Annotated in this window: 21 protein-coding genes; 16 read left to right on the top strand and 5 right to left on the bottom strand. The window is 67.9% G+C overall.

The genetic code is table 11. The features are described from left to right. Positions 1-16: 16 nt before the first annotated feature. The 7 genes from BLS50_RS20290 to BLS50_RS20260 all read left to right on the top strand — a co-directional run bounded on the left by BLS50_RS20290 (position 17) and on the right by BLS50_RS20260 (position 6,814). A complete protein-coding gene (locus BLS50_RS20290) occupies positions 17-2,404 on the top strand; it encodes an ATP-binding protein (protein WP_074803740.1) in 2,388 nt (795 codons plus the stop codon). Positions 2,405-2,414: 10 nt separating this feature from the next. Further along, complete coding sequence (locus tag BLS50_RS20285) at positions 2,415-3,155, top strand: methyl-accepting chemotaxis protein (protein ID WP_412668070.1); 741 nt, start codon at positions 2,415-2,417, stop codon at positions 3,153-3,155. Next, positions 3,152-3,733, top strand: coding sequence for a hypothetical protein (locus BLS50_RS20280; RefSeq protein WP_074803738.1), 582 nt, complete (start codon positions 3,152-3,154; stop codon positions 3,731-3,733). Before BLS50_RS20285 ends, BLS50_RS20280 begins: the two co-directional genes overlap by 4 nt. A 22-nt stretch (positions 3,734-3,755) precedes the next feature. Continuing rightward, entirely contained in the window at positions 3,756-4,715 is a 960-nt protein-coding gene (locus BLS50_RS20275; protein WP_074803736.1) for a chemotaxis protein CheX, read from the top strand. Between the two features lie 36 nt (positions 4,716-4,751). Beyond that, complete coding sequence (locus BLS50_RS20270; RefSeq protein ID WP_006486240.1) at positions 4,752-5,117, top strand: response regulator; 366 nt, start codon at positions 4,752-4,754, stop codon at positions 5,115-5,117. 145 nt (positions 5,118-5,262) lie between these two features. After that, positions 5,263-5,715 carry a DUF3592 domain-containing protein gene (locus BLS50_RS20265; protein WP_074803734.1) on the top strand — a complete coding sequence of 151 codons (453 nt, stop codon included), beginning with the start codon at positions 5,263-5,265 and terminating at the stop codon, positions 5,713-5,715. 295 nt (positions 5,716-6,010) lie between these two features. Next, positions 6,011-6,814, top strand: a complete 804-nt coding sequence (locus BLS50_RS20260) for a hypothetical protein (RefSeq protein ID WP_249191678.1) — start codon at positions 6,011-6,013, stop codon at positions 6,812-6,814. Positions 6,815-6,826: 12 nt separating this feature from the next. On the opposite strand, the gene BLS50_RS20255 is transcribed toward BLS50_RS20260, so the two are convergent. Continuing rightward, entirely contained in the window at positions 6,827-7,705 is an 879-nt protein-coding gene (locus BLS50_RS20255) for a LysR family transcriptional regulator (RefSeq protein WP_176934265.1), read from the bottom strand. Between the two features lie 137 nt (positions 7,706-7,842). On the opposite strand from BLS50_RS20255, the gene BLS50_RS20250 reads away from it, so the two are divergent. Both BLS50_RS20250 and BLS50_RS20245 read left to right on the top strand, forming a co-directional pair. Beyond that, positions 7,843-9,282, top strand: coding sequence for an MFS transporter (locus BLS50_RS20250; protein ID WP_069230954.1), 1,440 nt, complete (start codon positions 7,843-7,845; stop codon positions 9,280-9,282). A gap of 185 nt (positions 9,283-9,467) precedes the next feature. Beyond that, positions 9,468-10,262 carry an enoyl-CoA hydratase gene (locus BLS50_RS20245; protein WP_027811768.1) on the top strand — a complete coding sequence of 265 codons (795 nt, stop codon included), beginning with the start codon at positions 9,468-9,470 and terminating at the stop codon, positions 10,260-10,262. 204 nt (positions 10,263-10,466) lie between these two features. On the opposite strand, the gene alr is transcribed toward BLS50_RS20245, so the two are convergent. Continuing rightward, positions 10,467-11,588 (bottom strand): alanine racemase, encoded by a 1,122-nt coding sequence (gene alr, locus BLS50_RS20240; RefSeq protein ID WP_074803730.1) that lies wholly within the window; start codon positions 11,586-11,588, stop codon positions 10,467-10,469. Positions 11,589-11,890: 302 nt separating this feature from the next. On the opposite strand from alr, the gene BLS50_RS20235 reads away from it, so the two are divergent. After that, entirely contained in the window at positions 11,891-12,262 is a 372-nt protein-coding gene (locus tag BLS50_RS20235) for an MAPEG family protein (RefSeq protein ID WP_053525340.1), read from the top strand. A gap of 45 nt (positions 12,263-12,307) precedes the next feature. Here BLS50_RS20235 and BLS50_RS20230 read toward each other — a convergent pair whose 3' ends face one another. Then, a complete protein-coding gene (locus BLS50_RS20230; RefSeq protein WP_069230956.1) occupies positions 12,308-13,255 on the bottom strand; it encodes a LysR family transcriptional regulator in 948 nt (315 codons plus the stop codon). Between the two features lie 118 nt (positions 13,256-13,373). Here BLS50_RS20230 and BLS50_RS20225 point away from each other — a divergent pair, with 118 nt between their 5' ends. After that, positions 13,374-16,913, top strand: coding sequence for an ABC transporter ATP-binding protein/permease (locus BLS50_RS20225; protein ID WP_074803728.1), 3,540 nt, complete (start codon positions 13,374-13,376; stop codon positions 16,911-16,913). A 528-nt stretch (positions 16,914-17,441) separates the two neighbouring features. On the opposite strand, the gene BLS50_RS20220 is transcribed toward BLS50_RS20225, so the two are convergent. Next, entirely contained in the window at positions 17,442-17,753 is a 312-nt protein-coding gene (locus BLS50_RS20220) for a HigA family addiction module antitoxin (RefSeq protein WP_074803726.1), read from the bottom strand. 49 nt (positions 17,754-17,802) lie between these two features. After that, on the bottom strand, positions 17,803-18,081 hold the full coding sequence (locus BLS50_RS20215; RefSeq protein ID WP_074803724.1) for a type II toxin-antitoxin system RelE/ParE family toxin: 279 nt from the start codon (positions 18,079-18,081) through the stop codon (positions 17,803-17,805). A 449-nt stretch (positions 18,082-18,530) separates the two neighbouring features. On the opposite strand from BLS50_RS20215, the gene glnH reads away from it, so the two are divergent. The 5 genes from glnH to BLS50_RS20190 are packed head-to-tail and all read left to right on the top strand — an operon-like array spanning position 18,531 to position 23,151. After that, on the top strand, positions 18,531-19,283 hold the full coding sequence (gene glnH, locus BLS50_RS20210; RefSeq protein WP_012338385.1) for a glutamine ABC transporter substrate-binding protein GlnH: 753 nt from the start codon (positions 18,531-18,533) through the stop codon (positions 19,281-19,283). A gap of 15 nt (positions 19,284-19,298) precedes the next feature. Continuing rightward, the gene (glnP, locus tag BLS50_RS20205; RefSeq protein WP_176934263.1) at positions 19,299-20,006 is read left to right on the top strand and encodes a glutamine ABC transporter permease GlnP; all 708 of its coding nucleotides are present in this window, start codon (positions 19,299-19,301) and stop codon (positions 20,004-20,006) included. Continuing rightward, a complete protein-coding gene (gene glnQ / locus BLS50_RS20200) occupies positions 20,003-20,731 on the top strand; it encodes a glutamine ABC transporter ATP-binding protein GlnQ (RefSeq protein WP_011547980.1) in 729 nt (242 codons plus the stop codon). Before glnP ends, glnQ begins: the two co-directional genes overlap by 4 nt. A 20-nt stretch (positions 20,732-20,751) precedes the next feature. Further along, complete coding sequence (locus tag BLS50_RS20195) at positions 20,752-21,801, top strand: C45 family autoproteolytic acyltransferase/hydolase (protein WP_074803720.1); 1,050 nt, start codon at positions 20,752-20,754, stop codon at positions 21,799-21,801. Between the two features lie 15 nt (positions 21,802-21,816). Next, positions 21,817-23,151, top strand: coding sequence for an aspartate aminotransferase family protein (locus BLS50_RS20190; RefSeq protein ID WP_074803718.1), 1,335 nt, complete (start codon positions 21,817-21,819; stop codon positions 23,149-23,151). The last annotated feature ends 9 nt before the right edge of the window (positions 23,152-23,160 follow it).

Here is a 23,160-nt window from a genome sequence, read left to right as displayed (position 1 = left end):
GCGGGGAGCTGTACTCATGACCATCCGTCATCGCATTACGCTGCTAGTCGTCCTGACGTTCTTCGCGCTGTCCGCGATCGGCATCTACGCCGTGTACCAGACGCGCAAGAGCGCATCCGAGGTGCGTCAGGTCACCCAGGGAATCGTGCCGAGCGCGCTCGCGTCGGCGGATCTCGTCGCCGATGTGAAGAACATCCAGATCGCGACGATGACGCTCGTCTACGCGCCCGACGCGAACACCGCCGCCCAGGCGCGCGACGAGCTGAAGGCGAAGCAGGCCGCGCTGCGCGTCGCACTCGACGCGCAGGCGAAATCGGCGGTCGGCCAGGCGCAGGTCGGGCTCGTCGCGCAGGCGAAGGACAGCGCCGCGAACTATTTCGCGGCGATCGCCGACACCGTGAAGATGAAGACGGACGGCAAGGCCGAGATGGCGCAGGCCTACCTGTTCGCGAACGTCGCGCAGTATCGCGACGAACTCGAAAGCATCGTCGACACGCTGCGCGTCGAGAAGAACCGCCAGAAGGACGACGCGATCGGCGCGCTGAACGGGATGCTCGCGACCACGGCGACCGCGATCGCGGGCGTCGCCGGCACGGTGATCGTGCTGCTGACCGCGCTCGGCTTCGTGCTGTATCGCCAGATCACGCGCCCGCTGATCGGGATGCAGACGGCGATGAGCGAGATCGCGACGAGCCAGGATTTCACGCGCCGCGTGCCGGTGGGCCGGATGGACGAGATCGGCCATTCGATCGTCGCGTTCAACGGGATGATCGAGAAGATCCAGGAGAACGCCGCGCAACTGAAGCAGAAGACGGCCGACATCCAGGCGATGCTGCAGAACATGCAGCAGGGCATCCTGACCGTCGTCGAGGGCGGCGTCGTGCACGCGGAGTATTCGGCGTACCTCGAAACCATCTTCGAGACGAACGACATCGCCGGCCGCGACCTGATGGCGCTCGTGTTCGACGATTCGGCGATCGGCGCCGACGCGCGCTCGCAGGTCGACGCGGCCGTGCACGCGTGCCTCGGCGAGGACAGCATGAACTTCGAATTCAACGAGCACCTGCTCGTCAACGAAGTCGCGAAGCGGATGCCGGACGGCCGCGAGAAGTGGCTCGACCTGAGCTGGTCGGCGATCACCGACGAGACCGACACGGTGGTGCGCCTGATGCTGTGCGTGCGCGACGTGACCGAGATCCGCGAGCTGACCGCGCAGGCCGGCGAACAGCAGCGCCGCCTCGAGATGATCGGCGAGATTCTGTCGATCAGCCAGGACAAGTTCCACGACTTCGTGCACAGCGCGAAGGGCTTCCTCAGCGAGAACGAGCGGATGATTCGCCAGCACGAGCGCGTCGATCATTCGATCGTCGCGGCGCTGTTCCGCAACATGCATACGATCAAGGGCAATGCGCGCACGTACAGCCTCCAGCATCTGACGAACATCGTCCACGAAGCGGAGCAGGCGTACGAATCGCTGCGCCGCGCGGATAGCGGCCCCGAGTGGAACCGCGACGCGCTGATGGAGGATCTGGCGCGCGTACGCGAGGCCGTCGACCACTACGCGACGATCAACGCGGTCACGCTCGGCCGTAGCGGCGAGCCGGCGCAGAACGGCGCCGATTTCCTGATGGTCGAGCGCGCGCACATCCGCGAGAGCCTGCGGGTGCTCGACGGCGCCGATCCGGCGAACGCGTCCGACTGGCACGCGGCGCGCGATGCGGTGCGCCGCATGTTGAGCCAGCTCGGCACGCAAGGGATCGGCGACGTGCTCGGCGGCGTGATCGAGTCGCTGCCGTCGCTCGCGGCCGAGCTTGGCAAGCCGGCGCCCGTCGTGCATATCGACAGCCACGGCCAGCGCGTGCGCAGCGAGATCGTCGCGACGCTGAAGAACGTGTTCATGCACCTGCTGCGCAATGCGATCGACCACGGGATCGAGTCATCCGACGCGCGGCGCGCGGCCGGCAAGCCGGCATCCGGCACGATCGACATCGCGGTCGGCGTGGGCGGCGGCGAACTGTGGTTCGTGCTCGCCGACGACGGCCGCGGCCTCGCGCTCGACCGGATTCGCGGCATCGCGCGCGAGCGCGGCTGGATCGATGCCGCGAACGAAGCGGCGCTGTCCGACGAGGACGTCGCCGAGCTGATCTTCCGGCCGGGCTTCTCGACCGCGCAGACGGTGACCGAAGTATCGGGGCGCGGCGTCGGCATGGACGCGGTGCGCAATTTCCTGAAGCGCGACGGCGGCGATATCGCGCTGCGCTTCACCGACGATCGCGTCGGTGCCCCGTATCGCGCGTTCGAGACGATCGTGTCGCTGCCGGCACGCTTCGCGGCGGACGGCGCCGCGCCCGGCACGGGGCACGCGCAGCGCGCACGCGTCGCGGATATCGGTGCAGCGGAGTGACGGCGTGATCGTGCAGGCGTGGATGACTCAGATGGCCGCTGCGCTGGCGGGCGGCGTGGTCGTCGCGATGGCGGCGGCGATCGTGTTTCGTGCGATGCGCCAACGGCTCGTCGCGACGCTGGCGCGCGAGGCCGACGCGTTGCGCGATGCGCTCGACGCAGCCGCCGCACGCGCAGATGACGCGGCGTCCGCGCATGCGGAAGCGGCCGACGCATGGGCGCAACGCGAGGCGCAGCTCGGGGAGGCGCTGACGCGCGAGACAGCCGCGAACGGCGCGCAGCGCGACGCGTTGCAGGCGCTGTCGGCCGACCGCGCGGTGCTCGCGCAGCATGCGATGAAGATCGCCGACGAAGCCGCGCGCCTGCGCGGGCTCGCCGGCACGTTCGAGCGCTGGCACGAGCAGATGATCTCGCTGACCACGCAGAACCAGGACATGCGCGCGAAGAACCTGGAGCTGTCGGCGATCGTCGCGCACGTGTCGATCGTGTCGCTGAACGCGTCGATCGAGGCGGCGCGCGCGGGCGCGGCCGGGCGCGGTTTCTCGATCGTCGCGAGCGAGGTGCGCGGGCTGGCCGCGCGCTCGCAGCAATTGTCGAACAGCTATCGCGACAGCCTGAACCGCAACGATCTCGTGACGGCCGCGACGTTCCAGGACATCCAGGCCGGCGGCAAGATGATCACGGCCGCGCTCGCGACCGTCGAGACGCTGGCCGGGCAACTGCATGAGCGGATCGAAGGAGAGGCCGCGTGATCAGTGCGCAGGCGAGGGCGGGTTTCGAGCGGATCTTTTTCGATGCCGCACGCACGCGGCTCGCCGCCGGCGGCACGTGCGACATCCGGCCGGCCGCCGGTCACGACCCCGACGCGCCCGATCGGGAGCAGGCGAAGTCGCGATCGAAGCCGAAGGTGCCCGAGCATGTGGTCGTGCTGACGATCTCGGCGCTGCATTTCCGCCTGCTGCTCGCGTTGCGCTTCAGCGACGACGACGCGACGCGCCGCCATTTCGCCGGTACGACGGCGAGCACGAACAGCCAGCGGCCGCTGACCGACGCGTTCATGGAAGTCGCGAACCTGTGTTGCGGCGCGATCAACCAGGCATTGACCACGCCGTTTCCCGATCTCGGGATGTCGACGCCTTACCTGCTGAGCGGCGCGAGCATTGACTACCTGCACGCGCTCGCACCCGATTACGTGGCCGCGTACGACCTGACGCTCGACGGCGACGTGCGGGTCGGCGCGACGCTGTGCGTGTGCGCGAACGCGCCGGTCGATTTCCACGTGCCGGAAACGGCCGCGGTGGACACCGGCGGCGAGCTCGAACTGTTCTGACCGACCATCAGGAATCGATGAGATGACCGAAGACCAACCCGTCAGCAAGGTGCTCGTGCTCGATGACAGCCGCGTGCACGCCGATGCGATCAAGCGTTTCTGCGACGCCCACAACCTGGTCGGCCTGACCGTGCGGCGCAGCCGGCTGCTGAAGGTGCTGCGCTCGAACATCGATCTCGGCGCGATCCTGCTGGCCGAGGATTACGGCGGCTCGCCGGCCGAGAGCGCGATCATCGCGACGCAAATCGACGCGCTGCGCCCGGAACTGCCGATCATCCTGCGCCGCGAATCGCTGGCGTCGCGCGACGGGCTGCCCGATGCGCTCGCGCGGGTCGCGTGCGCGGCCTACGTCGCCGACGACATGACGCCGCTCGAGCGCGCGATCGACGAATACCTGTTCAGCCGCGACTACCCGAACGCGCTCGTGCGCGGCATCTCGGAGATCACCGAGGCGCGCATCGATAGCCTGTTCCCGGGCATGACGATCGAGCACGACACGCCGTGCATCGTGCGCGACCAGATCATCTTCGGCGAGGTGTTCAGCCTGATCGCGCTCGAAAGCGCATGGTGCCGCGGCTACATGCTGCTGCAGACGAGCGAGCAGCCGCTGCTCGACATGCTCGGCGGCACGCGCGACGGCGGCCGCGCGCCGGACTTCCGCGACGTGAACAGCGTGCTCGGCGAGCTGACCAACCTCGTGTGGGGCGCGTTCAAGAACCGCTATCTCGGCGACGCGGAGGCGCTGGCGCGCCATCCGGTGCAGGTGCCGCTCGTCGTCAATCACAAGCAGAAGTTCATCTCGTTCGGCGGCGACTGTCCGCAGCTCTGTTTCAAGTACCGGATGACCGATCCGGCCTCGGGGCGTTCGGTCCGTCTCGACCAGCGTTTCGTGTTCAGCCTCAGCTGGTCGCCGGAGGATTTCCGCGAATCGGTGCAGGACGTGGGGCCGATGGTCGAATCGGGTGAACTCGAACTGTTTTGAACGTTGAAGTCGGCAACGACGAAAGGGGAATACGACATGGCAAAGATTCTGGTGGTCGACGATTCGGGCACGGTGCGCGACGAAGTGGCAGGCTTCCTGCGCAATCACGGGCTCGACGTCGCGACGGCCGTCGACGGCAAGGACGGGCTCGCGAAGCTCAAGGCGACGCCCGGCGTGCGTCTCGTGATCAGCGACGTGAACATGCCGAACATGGACGGCCTGACGATGGTCGAGAAGATTCGCGGCGAACTGGCGAACACGGCGGTCAACGTCGTGATGCTGACGACCGAAAGCAGCCCGGCGATGAAGGAGCGCGGCAAGGCCGCCGGCGTGAAGGGCTGGATCGTGAAGCCGTTCAAGGGCGATGCGGTGCTCGACGCGCTGAAGAAGCTCGCGGGCTGACGCGCGAGCGGCCCGGCGCCAGCTTGCGTACGCAATTTACAGCGTGCCGGGATGTCCGTATCCTGCCGGATGCCGAGGGCGGCGTGGCGGCGCATCATGCGCCGCACGCCCGGCATTGACGAACATCAGGAGCGGAACGAAGCAGATGGCATCCGAAATCGGGCGACCCGCTGTGCAGCACATCGAGTGGCGGATCGCGAAGGGCATCGTTTTTACCATCGTGGGCATGTGCATGCTGATCGGCACTGCGTTGTATGCGCAGTCGACACGCGAATTCCTGCGAACGTCGGTCGTCGTGCCGGGGCGCGTGGTCAAGCTGAACGCGGGTCCGCATCATCCGGAGATCACGTTCACGACGCTCGTGGGCGAGCAGGTCGACTATGCGCAAGGCGGCGAAGTCAGCGTCGAGGACGGCGCGACGGTCGAAGTGCGCTATGCGCCGGACGCGCCGAGGACGACCGCGCGGATGAACACGTTCGGCGCGATCTGGGGCGATGTGCTGGCGTTCGGCGTGATGGGCGCGGTCTTTTTCGTCGGCGGGGTCGGTCAGTTGCGGTCGGGCGTTCGCATGTGGCGCAGCGGGCGCGAGCGGACGTGACCGCCCGCTGTGCGCTGAAACTTGTCGCACCCGGCAAGTAGAACATCACGGCACTCACATGGCACGGCGGGCCGATCCGGTCGTTGCGCACACGATTGCATGTGCGGCGTCGCAGTACGTTGCCTCGTTACTTCACAGGACATTCCAGCATGACAATTCGCTTGATGCCGTGGCTCATCGCGATCGGCGCCGTATTCGCGGGCTTCCCCGCGCACGCGGCCGGTACCGCGCATTCGCTCGACCAAGTGCCCGGAAGCTCGGTTCGCCCGAAGCCCGCGCCGCGTATGCGCGCGACATGAGCGGCGCGGAAGCGGACGGTTTCGGCGTGCACCTGCCGCCCGGCTTCACGAAGGAGGGGCTGGCGGCGCAGCTTGCCCCGGGCCAGCCGCTTGCGCGTGTCGTGCTGGTCGGCGCGAAACCGTGGCCGCAACGCCCCGGGGCGTTCGTCGCGATCGTGTGCGTGGCACCGACCGACGAGATTGCGCGCGAGGTGCTGCGATTCCGTGCGCCCACCGATTGCGAAGGCTTCGAGAGCCGCGCCGAGGCCGATGACCGGAAGGAATTCGTCTGGCTGGGCGTGTTCGAACGCGGTACGGACGGCGTGCCGCGCCTCGTCGCGCGGACCGAACAGCCGCTCGAACAGGCGATCGACTGGAGCGACACGAATCTCGACAGTCCCGACTACATCGAGCAGACGAAGCAGTCGCGTGATGTCGCGTTACGGCCCGAGCGGTGGTCGCGGTTCGATCTCGCGCCGTATACGCTGCGGGCGGGCGATGCCGCGTTCGGGGTGCGGGCGGGCTGGTCGATCGGCTATGCGGGTGGTGGTGCGTCGTTCGAGGCGCTGTACCTGTTCCAGATCGACGGCAAGACGCTGCGCGTCGTGTTCGCGCAGCCGATGATGTTCTACCGGGATATTGCCGGCGATTGGCATCGTAACGGCACGCGCGATCACGACATCACAGAAGGCAGCAATGCGCTGAGCGTGCTGTCGACGTCGACGGACGGTTTCCACGACTTGCAGTTGCGAGAGCGCGGCGGCAAATGGCGCCGGACGTTTCGCTGGTCTGCTGCCGATGGCGAATACCAGCCGCGCTGACGCACCGGCCCGTTAGCGGCCCGCCGCCGCCGTCGCGAATTCGTCGACGACGGCTTCGATCACCGCCTGCACGCGTGCGGTCTTGTAGAGATCGGCATGCGCGACGAGCCACACGTCGAAATGATTGCACCGCTGCGGCATGAGCCGCACCAGATCCGGCTCGGTGTCGGCGCGGAAGCACGGCAGCTCCGCAATGCCGAGCCCGGCCAGCGCAGCTTCCACCAGCATCATCGTCGACGAGGTCTGGAACATCACGCGGCCGCGTGAAGTCGGTTCGCCGCACAGCGCGTCCCACATCGTCGGCACCACCGGTTGCTGATACATCACCAGATCGTGCCCGTCGAACGCGCTGCCCGCGACCGGTTCGCCCCGTTCGGTCAGATAGCGGCGCGATGCGTAGATGCCCGTTTCGAGATGCCCGAGCCGCCTGACGATCAGGTCCGGCGATTCCGGCCGCAACGTGCGAATCGCGAGATCCGCTTCGCGGCGCGTGAGGTTGGTGATTTGCGCCGACGTCACGCACACGACGTCGATGCCGGCATGCCTGCGCCGCAAGTTGGCGATCGCGGGCACGACGAAACGCTTGCCGAGCGTGTCGGTCGTGGCGATGCGCACGGACCCGGCCAGTTGCTCGTCGAGCCCCATCACGCGGCGTTCGATCGTCAGCGATGCGCGTTCCATCGTTTCGGCCGGTTCGAGCAGCGCTTCGCCCGCGGTCGTCAGCACATAGAGGGACGGCGTGCGCAGAAACAACCGGGCCGACAGTTCGTCCTCGAGCGCGGCGATCCGCCGTCCGACCGTTGCCTGGTCGACGTTCAACTGCGCCGCGGCGCCGCGCAGCGTGCCGGTGCGCGCCAGCGCGAGGAAGAAGCGGGCGTTGTCCCAGTTCATACGGATCGATTGTGTCATCGGGCAAGCGGCGGCGGACGGGAATCGGTGATGCAGATCTGCATCAGGCCAATGCGAAATTATCACTTTTCCGCATCGCGCGCCGGGTCCTAGACTCCGGGCATCTGCCTGGAGGTGTCATGTCCGATTGCCATTCCGTTTCCGTCCCCGTTTCCACCGTTTCCACCGTTCCGCTGGCCGCGCCGAGCCGCCCGACGGCGCGCGAGCAGCGCCTGACGCTGGCGCTCGTCGCGATCGGCATGTTCATGGCGGTGCTCGATTCGACGATCGTCAACGTGGCGCTGCCGGCAATGCGCACGAGCCTCGGCGCGACGGTCGCGGAACTCGCGTGGATCGTCGACGCGTATACGCTCAGCTTCGCCGCGCTGATCCTCGCGGGCGGCGCGCTGTCCGACCGGTTCGGCGCGAAGCGCGTGTATCTCGCCGGGCTGGCGCTGTTCGTCGGTGCATCGGCGGCGTGCGGCGTCGCGTCGTCGGTGGCGCTCCTCGTGGCCGCGCGTTTCGCGCAGGGCATGGGCGCCGCGCTGTTCTTGCCCGCGTCGCTCGCGATCGTGCGCAGCACCTTCGACGTGCCGGCCGAACGGGCGCGGGCGATCGCGGTGTGGGCCGGCATCGCGTCGGTCGCGGTCGCCGTGGGGCCGGTGCTGGGCGGGCTCCTCGTCGACGATTTCGGCTGGCGCAGCGCGTTCCTGATCAACGTGCCGACTGGTGCGGTCGCCTTTGCCGGCGCGGCGGCGCTGGTTCGGGCAGCGGCCGCGCGGGAGGTGCGCCAGTTCGACTGGGTCGGCCAGTGCGTCGGTGCGGCGGCGCTCGGCGCGCTGTGTTTCGCGGTGATCGAATTGCCCACGCGCGGCGCCGGCGCCACCGAGGTCCGGTGCGCGCTGCTGATCGCCGTGCTCGCGGCCGTCGTGCTGGTCGCCGTCGAGCGGCGTGCCCGCCATCCGATGGTGCCGCTCGCGTGGTTTCGCAATCGCGTGTTCGTCGCGATGAACCTGATGGGCAGTCTCGTCTATGTCGGCTACTTCGGACTGCTGTTCGTGCTGAGCCTATACCTGCACGGACGCTTCGGCATGAGCGCGCGGCAGATCGGGCTGACGCTGTTGCCGTTCGCGCTGAGCCTGTCGCTCGGCAACCTGCTGTCGGGAAAACTGCATGGCCGGGTTCGCCCCGTCACGCTGATGGCGAACGGCCTCGCGATGGCGGCGCTGGCCGTTCCGGCGATCGCGCTGGCGCTCGCGCTGCGTGCGCCGTGGCTAGTGGTCTGGGTGGCCATGGCCGCATTCGGTACCGGCACCGCGCTGTCGGTGGCGCCGATGATCGCGACGGTGCTCGAACAGGTGCCTGCCGACGCGGCCGGTGTGGCATCCGGGTTCCTCAACGCGGCGCGTCAGGCCGGCAGCCTGCTCGGCGTGGCCATCGCAGGCGCCGCGACGATCCTGTTGCCGGATCTGACCGATGCGCTGTGGGCGGTCGCGGCGCTCGGGGGCGTCGCCTACGCGATCGCCGCGCTGGCGGCGAGGGCGGCCGGCCGGGCGGAAGCCGCGCAACGGGGTCGTTGACGCTCGTGCGGCATCGCGCGTTGCGCCGTGGCCGGCAGGCCGCCACGCACGCGCATGCGGCGGCGCGGCTGGACGCCATGCGGAATGTGGAGGACCATTTCCTCGACATGCCGCGAGCGGGCGGGCGCGATGGACGCTCGTTCGCCTCGCCGCGAAACCTGCCGAACCCCGTCGAGCGGAACACCATGGAACCCATTCACGAGACTGCCGAGCCGATCCTGCTGCGCGACGCGCACGACGGCGTCGTCACGCTGCGCCTGAATCGCCCGCAGCAGTTCAACGCGTTGTCCGAAGCGATGCTCGCGGCGCTGCACGATGCGTTCGACACGCTGGCGGCCGATCCGCACGTGCGCTGCGTCGTGCTGGCCGCCGAAGGCAAGGCGTTCTGCGCCGGGCACGACTTGCGGCAGATGCGCGGCAAGCCCGAACTCGACTACTACCGCACGCTGTTCGCGCAGTGCAGCCGCGTGATGCTCGCGATGCGCGCGTTGCCGGTGCCGGTGATCGCGCGCGTGCACGGCATCGCGACGGCGGCCGGCTGCCAGCTCGTCGCCGCGTGCGACCTCGCGATCGCGGCCGATACCGCGCGCTTCGCGGTATCCGGCATCAACGTGGGGCTGTTCTGCTCGACGCCCGCCGTCGCGTTGAGCCGCAACGTCACGGCCAAGCGCGCGTTCGACATGCTGATGACCGGGCGCTTCGTCGATGCGGCGACGGCCGCCGCGTGGGGGCTCGTCAACGAAGCCGTGCCCGAGGACGCGCTCGATGCGGCCGTCGCGCGCAAGGTCGCGGAGATCGTCGCGAAGAGCCCCGCCGCGGTGCGTTATGGCAAGCAGATGTTCTATCGTCAGCGCGAGTTGCCGCTCGACGAAGCCTATGCGTATGCGGGCGACGTGATGGCGCGCAACATGATGGAAGAGGATGCGGGCGAGGGGATCGACGCGTTCCTCGAGAAGCGGAAGCCGACGTGGCGTTCGTGATGCGTTGACGGAGGCGGGCGGGGAGCGCGTCGTATCGCGTCGTTGTGAGCAACGCGCAACGACGTATCGCATCGTCGCTGGTGCGCGTCGGCGGGGCGCCATAAACGCAGACAGGCCGCCAAGGCAGCCCGCAGGTAAGTACACGGCATGCGCGGCGACGCGGTTGCGCACCGCCGCACCGCCGCACTGCAGCAGCGACGCCGGTCAGCGCCCGTAGCTGCCCGTCCGCAGCGCTGGCTGCACGCTCGCCGCACCGGGCGGCACGATCACGACCGGCACGCGGCGCGCGAGCGCGCACATCAGCTCATAGCCGATCGTGCCGCTGGCTTCCGCAACATCGTCCACCTTCACCTGGTCGCCCCACAGCTCGACGCGCGAGCCGATGCCCGCGTTCGGGCACGGCGTCAGGTCGACGGTCAGCATGTCCATCGACACGCGGCCGACGACGCGCGTCATCACGCCGTCCACCGCGATCGGCGTGCCGGTCGGCGCGTGGCGCGGATAGCCGTCCGCGTAGCCGCATGCGACCACGCCGATCCGCATCGGCCGGTCGGCCGTGAAGCGGCGGCCGTAGCCGACCGTTTCGTCGGGCGCGAGCGTCTGCACGCCGATGATCTTGCTGCTCAGCGTCATCGCGGCCATCAGCGGCGTGTCGGCGATATGCCGCGCCGCGCCCGTCGGCGACGCGCCGTACAGGATCGTGCCGGGCCGCACCCAGTCGCGGTGCGCGCGCGGATGCCACAGCACGGCCGCCGAATTCGACACCGAGCGCTCGCCCGGAATCCCGGCCGTGGTCGCGTCGAACTGGTCGAGTTGCCAGTCGACCTCGCCTTCGTCGGCGTTCGCGAAATGCATCATCAGCGTGATCTTGCCGATCGACGGCGCACTCGCCGCGCGTTCCCACGCGGCGCGGAACGCGGCCGGCCGGTAGCCGAGCCGGTTCATCCCGGAATTCATCTTGAGCTGGATGTCGATCGGCTGCCGCGGCTTCGCGGCGATCAGCAGGTCGAGCTGTTCGTCGCAGTGCACGGCGACCGTCAGCCGGTGGCGATCGGCCAGCTCGACGTCGGCCGGCTCGAAGACGCCTTCGAGCAGCAGCACGGGCTTGTCCCAGCCGAGTTCGCACACGCGCACGGCTTCGTCGAGATCGAGCAGCGCGATGCCGTCGGCGGCCGCGAGGCCGGGGTAGATCCGTTCGATGCCGTGGCCGTACGCGTTGGCCTTGACCACGGCCCACACGCGCGATTGCGCGGCGGTGCGGCGGATGAAGTCGAGGTTGTGGCGGACGGCGTCGGGGCGGATATGGGCGACGATGGGACGGGGCATGGCAAGGGCTCGGGTCGGATGTCGTTCGGCGCACGGCGGCGCGGAGGGAAACGGCCGGCTGGCGCGATGGCACGTCAAGCCAGTGTCGAGTGCTATCTTATTGGTGTTCGACCAGTTTTAATTAACGTATTTGTCGACGATTTGGTGGAAATTTTGGTGTCATCGCGGCCCGGGCGCCTTCCCCGGCGGCCTGCGCGGCCGAGTCTCCCGTCTAGAAAACCGGTGCCCGAACGGCACGGCGCAATGCTAAGCTCTCGGCGATCTTGTCATTGATCAATGTAATCATAACGGAGGAGACTTTGATGACGACGTCCCAGCTGTGCCTGTTCATCGTGGCGCTGTTGCCGTTCCCGATGACGTTTCTCGCCAAGGCCCGCAAGGGTTATGACAACTGCGCGCCGCGCGACTACCTGGCGAAGCTCGAAGGCTGGCGCGCCCGCGCCCAGGCCGCCCATCAGAATGCGTGGGAAGCGCTCGCGCTGTTCACCGCCGCGCTGGTGGTGGCGTGGCACAACGGCGCGAACGTGCATCGCGTCGACCAGCTCGCGATGGCGTTCGTCGCGATCCGCATCGTCTATGCGCTGATGTACCTGCTGAACTGGGCGTCGCTGCGTTCGCTCGTGTGGTTCGGCGGCATGGCGTGCGTCGTCGCGCTGTTCTTCGCCACGCCGTAAGCGGCCCGCAGGCCACCCGAGGGCGGCATCGCATGCCGGCTCTCGTCAGGCGCCGCCCGCGCCTCGTGCGTGACTGTCATTGGATGCGGGCGCAACCTTCTTCGAGACGAACGGCGGCGCGTCCGCTTCGCTGCGCAGGAACGCGATCAACGGATCGAGCAGCCGGTGCCGCGTCGACGGATGGCGGCGCAACACGAAGCGCCATGACGCATCGCGCGAGAGGCCCGGCACCAGCGGCACCAGACGCCCGCTGCGCAGTTCGGGCTCGATCAGCGGCACGCGGCCGAGCGCGATGCCCGCGCCGCCGACGGCCGCGCCGATCACCTGGCTGAAACTGCTGTAACGGACGATCTTCGTGTCGAAGTCGTCCGGCAAGCCGAAATGCACCGCCCAGTTGCGCCAGTCGATCTCGGGGCTGTCCTCGTGCATCTCCTGCAGCAGCCGCGAGCGGCAGACGTACCCCGATGCGTACGGAAACAGCTCGGGGCTGCAGACCGGAAACACGGTTTCCCGCATCAGCACGTCGTCGTCGGCGCGCAGCCGGTGCGCGGGCACGTGCACGATCGCGAGGTCGACGCTGCTGCGCGCGAAATCCGGCTCGTCGTCGAGCACGACCGCATGCAGCGGGGTGTCGGGATGAAGCGACGAGAATTCCGCCAGCCGGCGCGCGAGCCACATCGACGAAAACGGCGCGTTGGCGGATACGGTGAGCCGTTGCGCGGTGCCGCGAATCTCGGCGCACGCGTCGGTGAGACGCGACAGCGCATCGCTGACGGCCGGCAGCAGGCGCGTACCGGCCGGCGTGAGACTGATGCCGCCGAGCCCGGTGCTGCGTTCGAGCAGCCTTGCACCCAGCGATTCCTCGAGCGAACGGATCTGGTGGCTGACCGCGCTGGTCGACACGTTCAGCTCGACCGCCGCGCGCGCGAACCCGCCGAGGCGGACGGCCGCCTCGAAAGCACGCAGTGCGCTGAGGGGAGGAAGGTGCGACATGCGGGGTATTGTAGTTGACTCAACACCCGTTGAAAAATCATCTTTTGCCGCGCGCGGGCGGCGCGGGTAGCCTCGATCCGGTCAAGAAAAACGCAACGAAACACCGACTGGAGGCTTCATGTATTTCGACCGACGACTATGGGCAATGATGGCGGGATTGCGCTGGCGGGTGGCGGCGGCCGTCGCGCTCGGGCTGCTCGCGATGGGTGTCGGCATCCTCCGCTTCGTATTCCTCGGCCGCGTGCTGGCGCTGGTTTTTTCCGGCGCGCCGGCGCGCAGCATCGGCGAAGCCGTCGTTGCAACGGCGGCCTGCGTGCTGCTGCGTGCATGGCTCGATCATCGCCGCACGGTGCTCGCACTGCACACGGCGGGCCGCGTGCAGGCCACGCTGCGCGCGCGGCTGTTCGACCGGATCGCCGCGCTCGGCCCCGCATGGTTCAGCGGCGAACGCACGGGCGGCGTGATGCTGGCCGTCGTCGACGGCGTCGAGCAGTTGCAGACCTTCTTCGGCGTCTACCTGCCGCAACTCGTGATCGCCGCGTGCGCGCCGCTGATGATCTTCGCGGTGCTCGCGTGGTGGGACGTGCCGACGGCCGCGGTCCTGCTGGTCGCGGCGCTCGTCACGCTCGCGCTGCCGCAGCTCGTGCATCGTGCGGACAAGCGCGCGGCGCTCGCCCGTTCGGCCGCGTTCAAGGCGTTCGGCGAGGAGTTTCTCGACGCGGTGCAGGGCCTGCCGACGCTGAAGGCGTTCGGGCAGAGCACCGCGTTCGGTGCGAAGCTGGCCGCGAAGGCGCGGGCGCTGTCGGACAGCACGTTCTGGGTGCTCGCGCTCGGGCTGCTGACGCGGCTCTTCACGGATCTGGGCACCGGCCTCGGCGCGGCCGCGGCGATCGCGGTGGGCGCGTGGCGCGTGCGGCATGGCGACATGAGCCTCGAAGCGCTGCTGATCGTGCTGATGGCCGGCAGCGAGATCTTCCGGCCGCTGCGCGACCTGCGCGCGGTGCTGCATCAGGGGATGATCGGCCAGTCGGCGGCGAATGCGATCCATGCGCTGCTCGACGCGGGCAGCCATGCCCCTTCCGTCGACGCGCCGCGCGTACCCGGCCTGCGGCCGGAGATCGCGTTCGATCACGTCAGCTTCGCGTATCCGGGGCGCCGCGCGGATGCCCATGCGGCGTTGAGCTTCACCGTGCGCGAGGGCGAGACGGTCGCGATCGTCGGGCCGAGCGGGGCCGGCAAGTCGACCATCGTGCGCCTGCTGCTGCGCCAGCACGACGCGCAGGGCGGTGCGGTCCGGATCGGCGGCCACGACGTGCGCACGCTCGATGCCGACCAGGTGCGCGAGATGATCGCGGTCGTCGCGCAGGATGCGACGCTGTTCGACGGCAGCGTCGCCGACAATCTGCGGCTCGGTCGCCCGGACGCGAGCGACGCGGACATGATCGCTGCCGCGCGCGCGGCCAATGCGCACGACTTCATCTCGGCGCTACCCGACGGCTACGCGACGCGTATCGGCGAACGCGGGCTCATGCTGTCGGGCGGCCAGCGCCAGCGCATCGCGATTGCCCGCGCGCTGCTGCGCGATGCGCCGATCCTGTTGCTCGACGAGGCGCTGTCGTCGGTCGATGCGGAAAACGAAGCGCTGATCCAGCAGGCGCTCGACCGGCTCACGCGCGGGCGCACGACGCTCGTGCTCGCGCACCGGCTGTCCAGCGTGATCGGCGCCGATCGCATCCTGGTGCTCGACCAGGGGCAGGTGGTCGACGAAGGGACCCATGCGGCGCTGATCGCGCGCGACGGCCCGTATCGCCGGCTGATGGGGCCGCAACTGGAAGCGGTCGCCGAATCCGTCGGCGCGACGGCGGCGGCCGGCGCGACCGCGCGCGCGTCTTCGGGTCCGCAGGTGCGGCCGCTGAACGACGACGCGGCGACGATCGGCTGGCCGGAAACGTTGCAGACCCTGCTGCGCTTCGTGCGTCCGTGGAAGGGCAAGGTGGCGCTGACCGTGCTGTTCGGGATCGGCCGCGTGCTCGCGTTCATCGGCGTCGGCGTGCTCGGCGCGCGGGTGGTCGGCGCGGTGCCGAGCGGCCAGGTCGGCACGGGGCTGGTGGCTGCGCTGCTCGTGATCGCGCCGGTCGCGGCCGTGCTGCACTGGCTCGAATCGTGGCTCGCGCACGACATGGCGTACCGGCTGCTCGCGGAAATGCGCATCGCGCTGTTCGCGACGCTCGAACGCCTCGCGCCGGCCGGGCTGCTGCGCCGCCGTTCCGGCGATCTCGTGTCGCTCGCGACGCAGGACGTCGAGACCGTCGAATATTTCTATGCGCATACGCTGGCGCCCGCGTTCGTCGCGGTGCTCGTGCCGGCCGGCGTGCTGGTGCTGCTCGCGTCGGTCGCATGGCCGCTCGCGCTCGTGCTGCTGCCGTTCCTGCTGTGGGCCGGGCTCGCGCCCGTGCTGGCCCGGCGCGACGTCGACCGGCTCGGCACCGGCGCGCGCGACGCGCTCGGCCAACTCGGCGCGCACCTGACCGAAACGATCCAGGGCCTCGCGGAACTGACCGCGTTCCAGGCGATCGCGCGCCGGCGCGCGGCATTCGTGGCCGAAGTCGATGCGTATCGCCGGCAGCGCGCGAAGCTGCTCGACGATCTGTCGACGCAAAGCGCCGCGCTGGAAGTCGCGAGCGGGCTCGGCGGGCTGGCGGTCGCGGCGCTCGGCGCGTGGTGGTGCGCACGCGGCGGGTTCCCGCGCGAGTCGTTGCCGCTGCTGGTGCTGGTCGCGGTGGCCGCGTTCATGCCGGTAGCCGAAATCGGCCAGGTCGCGCGCCAGCTTGCCGACACGATCGCGTCGACGCGCCGCTTGCGCGCGCTGGAGAAGGAACCCGTGACGGTGACCGACGGCGCGCATGCGATGCCCGGCAATCCGGCGGTGCGGTTCGAGGCGGCGTCGTTCACGTATCCGGGGCGCAGCGTGCCCGCGCTCGATCGCGTGAGCTTCGAGGTGTCGCCCGGCAGCACGGTCGCGCTGGTCGGCGCGTCGGGCGCCGGCAAGTCGACCGTCGCGAGCCTGCTGCTGCGCTTCTGGGACCCGCAGCAGGGCCGCGTGACGCTCGGCGGCGTCGATCTGCGCGATCTGCGGCTCGACGACCTGCGGCAGCACATCGCGCTCGTCGCGCAGGATACCTATCTGTTCAACGACACGCTCGAGGCGAACATCCGGCTCGCCGCGAACGACGCGTCGGATGCGGACGTACAGCGCGCGATCGACCACGCGGCGCTCGGCGATTTCGTCGCGCGACTGCCGGACGGGCTCGCGACGCGCGTCGGCGAGCGCGGCGTGCAGTTGTCGGGCGGCCAGCGCCAGCGTGTGGCGATCGCACGCGCGTTCCTGAAGGATGCGCCGGTGCTGATCCTCGACGAGGCGACGTCGCACCTGGACACGATCAGCGAGCAGCAGATCCGCGCGGCGCTGGAGGAACTGATGACGCAGCGCACGTCGATCATCATCGCGCACCGCCTGTCGACCGTGCGCAATGCCGACCTGATCCTCGTGATGGAGCAGGGCGCCGTGATCGAGGCCGGGCGCCACGCGGAACTGATCGCGCGGCAGGGCGCGTATGCGCGGCTCGTGTCGCATCAGGCGAGCGGAGTCGCGGCGTGAGCGGCGCGGCATCGGTGCGCCGTCGTTCGGCGATGCCGCGCGAATCCCGCAATCTGCGTTGAGCCGCGCCGGCGGTTGCCGGCCTGGCGCCCACGGTCGTCCCGCCGAGGCGGCTGGTTGAATCGCCGGCCGTCCGCGCAAACCGGCGTGCGGGTGGCGGCGATGGCGCGGTCGTCATCCTGCCGCACGCGTTGCGCTGGACGGCCGTCGTGCCGGCCCGCGCCAGCCGCTGCAACCTTCCCTTCAGCCCTCTGCCTTGAGCCGCCTGCGCACGACTCTTCTGAACGTCGTATGAAACGGGGGAACGTGTCGATTTCAAGTTCACGTCTTTGCCGTTCGATAACGAGCTGTTCCAGGTATTCAGCGATTTCAGGATCGAACTGACCGCACGCGGATACGACGTCGCGCCGATCGATGAGGGCGCCATCTACGTGCGACCGGAAGACGTGGGCGACGAATCATTAATAAAAAAGCCCGCGCAAGGCGGGCTTTAACTGAATAGGGATCCGGACCAAAGCCGGTTTCTCGTTAAGCATGCGCTGCCTCTGAAGGGGCAGGCTTAACCTTCGTCGGCGCATGCTTTCGTGCCTGCCACAGGTCATAGTCCAACTGCATGCCGAGCCAGAAATCAGCTCGGCCGCCGCGCTCCACACCAAGCCACTGCTCGAGGCGTAGCGCCATATCGGGCGAGATACTCGCCCTTTCGTTGAGAACACGGGACAACTGGACGCGCGAAACGCCCAGTTGTTCTGCCGCTTGAGTCACCGTCAGGTTCAGTGCCGGAAGCACATCTTCCCGAAGGATTGCCGCGGGATGCGGCGGGTCAAACATGATGGACATAGCCATTGTAATGAACGCTGTACTGTAGAACCGTAGTAGAAGCGGCCTGTCAGTGAGGATCGAGATAATCGACGAGGACTGCATCCTCCCCATCGAACTCGAACGTCAACCTCCAATTTCCGTTCACGTCGACCGACCATACACCGTCGCCGGTTCCCTTCCAAGGGTGCAACCGCCACCCCGGTTGGTTCATGTCGTTCGGGCTTTTCGCCCGGTTCAACGCAGAGAGTAGCCGCTTAAGTTTGCTCATGTGCGCCGCTTGAATGCCCGCTGTGGAGCCAGATTCAAAGAAGCGCTGAATGCCTTTATGGCGAAAGCTCTTGATCATAGAAATTACGCATGGTGAAAGCTCTCCTTTTGGCAGTGAATCAAAGCATCTCGCACAAGACGCAAGGCAAGTATAGCTTGTAACGTTACGCGTTACAATCATTGTGAATGCGATCAACCTCGACGGATTCGCTCCCCATCAAGCCGCCGATTTTTGCGGGGCAGCGCCCGCGCATCCGTTCATCCATTACCGTCGTACAACCTGCACGCCCGCCCCGTGCGTGTCGCCCGCCATCCGCCACTTTCCTCCGATCTATCTATCCCGCCGCGCGCCCCGGGTTTGCCTCGATGCATTTATTTGTTGCGGACTTTTTTGTTGTCGTAGTATCGCCATTGACAACACTTGTTGCACTAATGTCTAATTCAACATCGCATGTTGCGGTGCGGCTTGATGTCGTCGTTCCCCGGCCAGCCGGCCGGTTACATCGCTCAACCATGCGGAGAAATGCCATGAGTCGCCGTTCCTTCCTGAAAGCCGTCGCGGTTGCTGCCGCGCTCGGCGCCAGCCTCGCGCACGCGGACACCAAGACGCTCGTCGTCGGGACCGATACGTCGTTCATGCCGTTCGAGTTCAAGCAGGGCGACAAGTACGTCGGCTTCGATCTCGACCTGTGGGCCGAGATCGCGAAGGACCAGGGCTGGAAATACACGATCCAGCCGATGGATTTCGCGGGCCTGATCCCGGCGCTGCAGACGCAGAACATCGACGTCGCGCTGTCGGGGATGACCATCAAGGAAGAGCGCAAGAAGGCGATCGACTTCTCCGCGCCGTACTACGACAGCGGGCTCGCCGCGATGGTGCAAGCCGGCAATACGTCGATCAAGTCGATCGACGACCTGAACGGCAAGGTGATCGCCGCGAAGACGGGCACCGCGACGATCGACTGGATCAAGGCGCACCTGAAGCCGAAGGAGGTCCGTCAGTTCCCGAACATCGACCAGGCCTATCTCGCGCTGGAAGCCGGCCGCGTCGACGCAGCGATGCACGACACGCCGAACGTGCTGTTCTTCGTGAACAACGAAGGCAAGGGCAAGGTGCAGGTCGCCGGCCAGCCGGTCAGCGGCGACAAGTACGGGATCGGCTTCCCGAAGGGCAGCGCGCTCGTGCCGAAGGTCAATGCGTCGCTCGTGAAGATCAAGGCCGACGGCCGTTACGCGCAGATCTACAAGAAGTGGTTCGGCGCCGAGCCGCCGAAGATGTGAGCGTGACCAGGTGCCATGGCGCGGCCGGGCGGCCGCGCCGGTCTTGATTCGAACGGGGAGCGACAAGTGAATTTCGATTGGTCGGCGATCTGGGCGGCGTTGCCGGACCTGATGGACGGGGTCCGGTTGACGGTGTTCATCGCATTACTGGGGCTGGTGGGCGGTTTCATCGTCGGGATGATCGCGGGGATGTTCCGCGCATACGGACCGAAGGTGATGAACGTGCTCGCACAGGTCTATATTGAATTGATCCGCGGCACGCCGATCGTCGTGCAGGTAATGTTCCTGTATTTCGCACTGCCGCTGCTCGCGCATATCCGCATCGACGGCCTGACGGCCGCGATCATCGCGATCACGGTGAATTCCGGCGCGTATCTCGCGGAAGTGGTGCGCGGCGCGCTGCTGTCGATCCCGAAGGGGCTGACGGAGGCGGGGCTCGCGATGGGCCTGTCGATGCCGCGCGTGCTGCTGAAGATCGTCGGGCCGCTGGCGTTCCGGCGGCTGATTCCCCCGCTCGGCAACCAGTGCATCGTGAGCCTGAAGGACACGTCGCTGTTCATCGTGATCGGCGTGGGCGAACTGACGCGCAAGGGGCAGGAAATCATCGCGGGCAATTTCCAGGCAGTCGAGATCTGGAGTGCGGTGGCCGTCATCTATCTGATATTGACCGGCGCGATGACGCTGACGCTGCGGATCGTCGAGAAGAGGATGCGTATCCTATGAGCATGATCGAATTCCAGAACGTGTCGAAGAGCTTCGGCCACGTGCCGGTGCTGAAGAACATCGACCTGAAGATCGACGCGGGCGAGGTGGTCGTCGTGGTCGGCCCGTCGGGCTCGGGCAAGTCGACGATGCTGCGCTGTATCAACGCGCTCGAGAAAATCACCGGCGGCGAGCTGCTGGTCGACGGCCAGAGCGTGCGCGGCAACGCGACGACGATCCGCAACATCCGGCTCGAAGCCGGCATGGTGTTCCAGCAGTTCAACCTGTTCCCGCAGATGACCGCGCTCGAGAACGTGATGTTCGGGCCGATGCAGGTGCGCGGCGCGTCGCGCGCCGACGCACGCGACCAGGCGATGGCGCTGCTCGACAAGGTCGGCCTCGAATCGCGCGCGAATCATTACCCGTCGGAGCTGTCGGGCGGCCAGCAGCAGCGCGTCGCGATCGCGCGTGCGCTTGCAATCCGGCCGCGGCTGATGCTGTTCGACGAGCCGACGTCGGCGCTCGATCCGGAGCTGCGCCATGAAGTGCTGAAAGTGATGCAGGATCTCGCGACCGAAGGGATGACGATGATCGTCGTCACGCACGAGATCGGCTTCGCGAAGCGGGTCGGCACGCGGCTGCTGTTCATGGATCAGGGCGGCATTGCCGAGGACGGCCATCCGGTCGACCTGATCGACCGGCCGCCGACGCCGCGCCTGAAGGAATTCCTGAAACACGTATCCTGAACGGAACCGAACCCGCCGACATGCCGCTTTCCCTTTCTCCCGTCATCGCCGGCACGCCGTTCGACATCGGCGTGCGCTTGGGCGAGCTTGCCCGCCCGGTATTCGACGCGTACATGCAGCAGAGCAGCGCATGGGAGGCCGTGCGCCGCTGGCGCGGTCATCCGTTCGTCGCGGTGCTGCGGCAGGCCGCGCTTGCCGCGTATCCCGATCTCGTCGCCGAACTCGACGGCATCGCGGCGGGCATCGGCTGGCCGGCCGAGGACATCTTCCTGTGGAACTGCCGCGGCGAGCTGATCCACAACGCGCCGGACGGCTGCACGACGCTCGCCGCGCGCGAGGCGAACGGCACGCGCTGGATCGCGCACAACGAGGACGGCGATCCGTACCTGCGCGAGCGCTGCCTGCTCGTCGACGTGCAGCCGGCGGGCAAGCCGGGTTTCGTCAGTTTCTACTACCCGGGATCGCTGCCGGGCCATACCTTTGCCGCGAACCGCGCGGGTATCGCGCAGGCGATCAACAACCTGCGAATCCGCACGCCGGCGCCGGGCGTGCCGCGCATGATCCTCGCGCGCGCCGTGCTCGACGCGACGTCGCTCGATGCGGCCGCCGACGTGCTGCGATCGCATGCGCGTGCGAGCGGCTTTCATCACACGCTCGGTGCGACCGACGATGCGCGCTTGCTGAGCATCGAGGCCAGCGTCGCGCGCTGCTCGATCGTCGACGTCGCGCACCTCAGTGGGCACGCGAATCATCTCGTGCATGCCGGCTGCGACGCGGAAGCACAGATCGTCACGCAGTCGTCGGCCGACCGCCAGCGCCGCGTCGATGCGCTGACGCCCGGCATCGACACGATCGACGCCGCCGCGCTGCTGAGCGTGCTCGGCGATCGCGCGCCGGAAGGGCTGCCGATCTATCGCGACGATCCGGCCGATCCCGACGACGAGAACACGCTGGCGACCGCGGTGTTCGAGATTCATGACACCGCGATCGACTTCACTGTCCATCAACACGGCACGCAGCGCTTCGCGACGCGTATCGTGCCGTCCGGACGCGCACACCGCGCATCCTGATCCATGAGGCCACGCATGACGACCGTTTTCCATCGCGCCCCGCGCGCCACCTTGCCCGTTGCCGTCGCAGGCGACGGCATCGAGATCATCGATTCGACCGGCAAACGCTATATCGATGCGTGCGGCGGCGCGGCCGTATCGTGTCTCGGCCACAGCAACCAGCGCGTGATCGACGCGATCAAGCGACAGGCGCAGCAGTTGCCTTACGCACATACGTCGTTCTTCACGACCGATGTGGCCGAGGAACTGGCCGACCGGCTCGTCGACGGCGCGCCGGCCGGGCTCGACCACGTGTACTTCGTGTCGGGCGGCTCGGAGGCGATCGAAGCCGCGTTGAAGCTCGCGCGCCAGTATTTCGTCGAGAAGGGCGAGCCGCAGCGTCGTCATTTCATCGCCCGGCGCCAGAGCTATCACGGCAACACGCTCGGCGCGCTCGCGATCGGCGGCAATGCCTGGCGGCGCGAGCCGTTCCTGCCGCTGCTGATCGAAGCGCACCACGTGAGCCCGTGCTATGCGTACCGCGACCAGCAGGCGGGGGAAACCGACGAAGCGTACGCGCAGCGCCTCGCGGACGAGCTCGAACGGAAGATCGTCGAGCTCGGCGCGGAAAACGTCGCGGCGTTCGTCGCGGAAACGGTGGTGGGCGCGACGGCTGGCGCGGTGCCGCCGGTGCGCACGTACCTGAAGAAGATTCGCGCGGTGTGCGACAAGTACGGTGTGCTGCTGATTCTCGACGAGATCATGTCGGGGATGGGGCGCACGGGCTATCTGTATGCATGCGACGAAGACGACGTCGCCCCCGATCTGCTGACGATCGCGAAAGGGCTCGGCGCGGGGTACCAGCCGATCGGTGCGACGCTGGTGAGCGACCGCATCTATCGAACGATCGTCGACGGCTCGGGCTTCTTCCAGCACGGCCACACTTACCTCGGCCACGCGACCGCCTGCGCGGCCGCGCTCGAAGTGCAGCGTGCGATCGCCGAAGACAAGCTGCTCGACAACGTGAAGGCGCGCGGCGAGCAACTGCGTGCGTCGTTGCGCGAGCATTACGGCACGCATCCGCATGTCGGCGACGTGCGCGGCCGCGGGCTGTTCGTCGGCGTCGAGCTCGTGCGCGATCGCGACACCAAGGCGACCTTCGATCCCGCGTTGAAGCTACATGCGGCGGTCAAGCGCGAAGCGATGCAGCGGGGGTTGATGGTGTATCCGATGGGTGGCACGATCGACGGCGTGCACGGTGATCACATCCTGATTGCGCCGCCGTTCGTGTGCACCGCGCAGCAGATCGACACGATCGTCGAGCGGCTGTCCGGCGCGATCGGCGCGGCGCTCGCGTCGGCCGGCGCATGAACCCCGATC

It is taken from the genome of Burkholderia orbicola, from assembly GCF_900100915.1.
GTDB classification, from domain to species: Bacteria; Pseudomonadota; Gammaproteobacteria; order Burkholderiales; family Burkholderiaceae; genus Burkholderia; species Burkholderia orbicola.
Note: the sequence above shows the minus strand (reverse complement) of the source record. Positions and strands in the feature narration are given on the sequence as shown.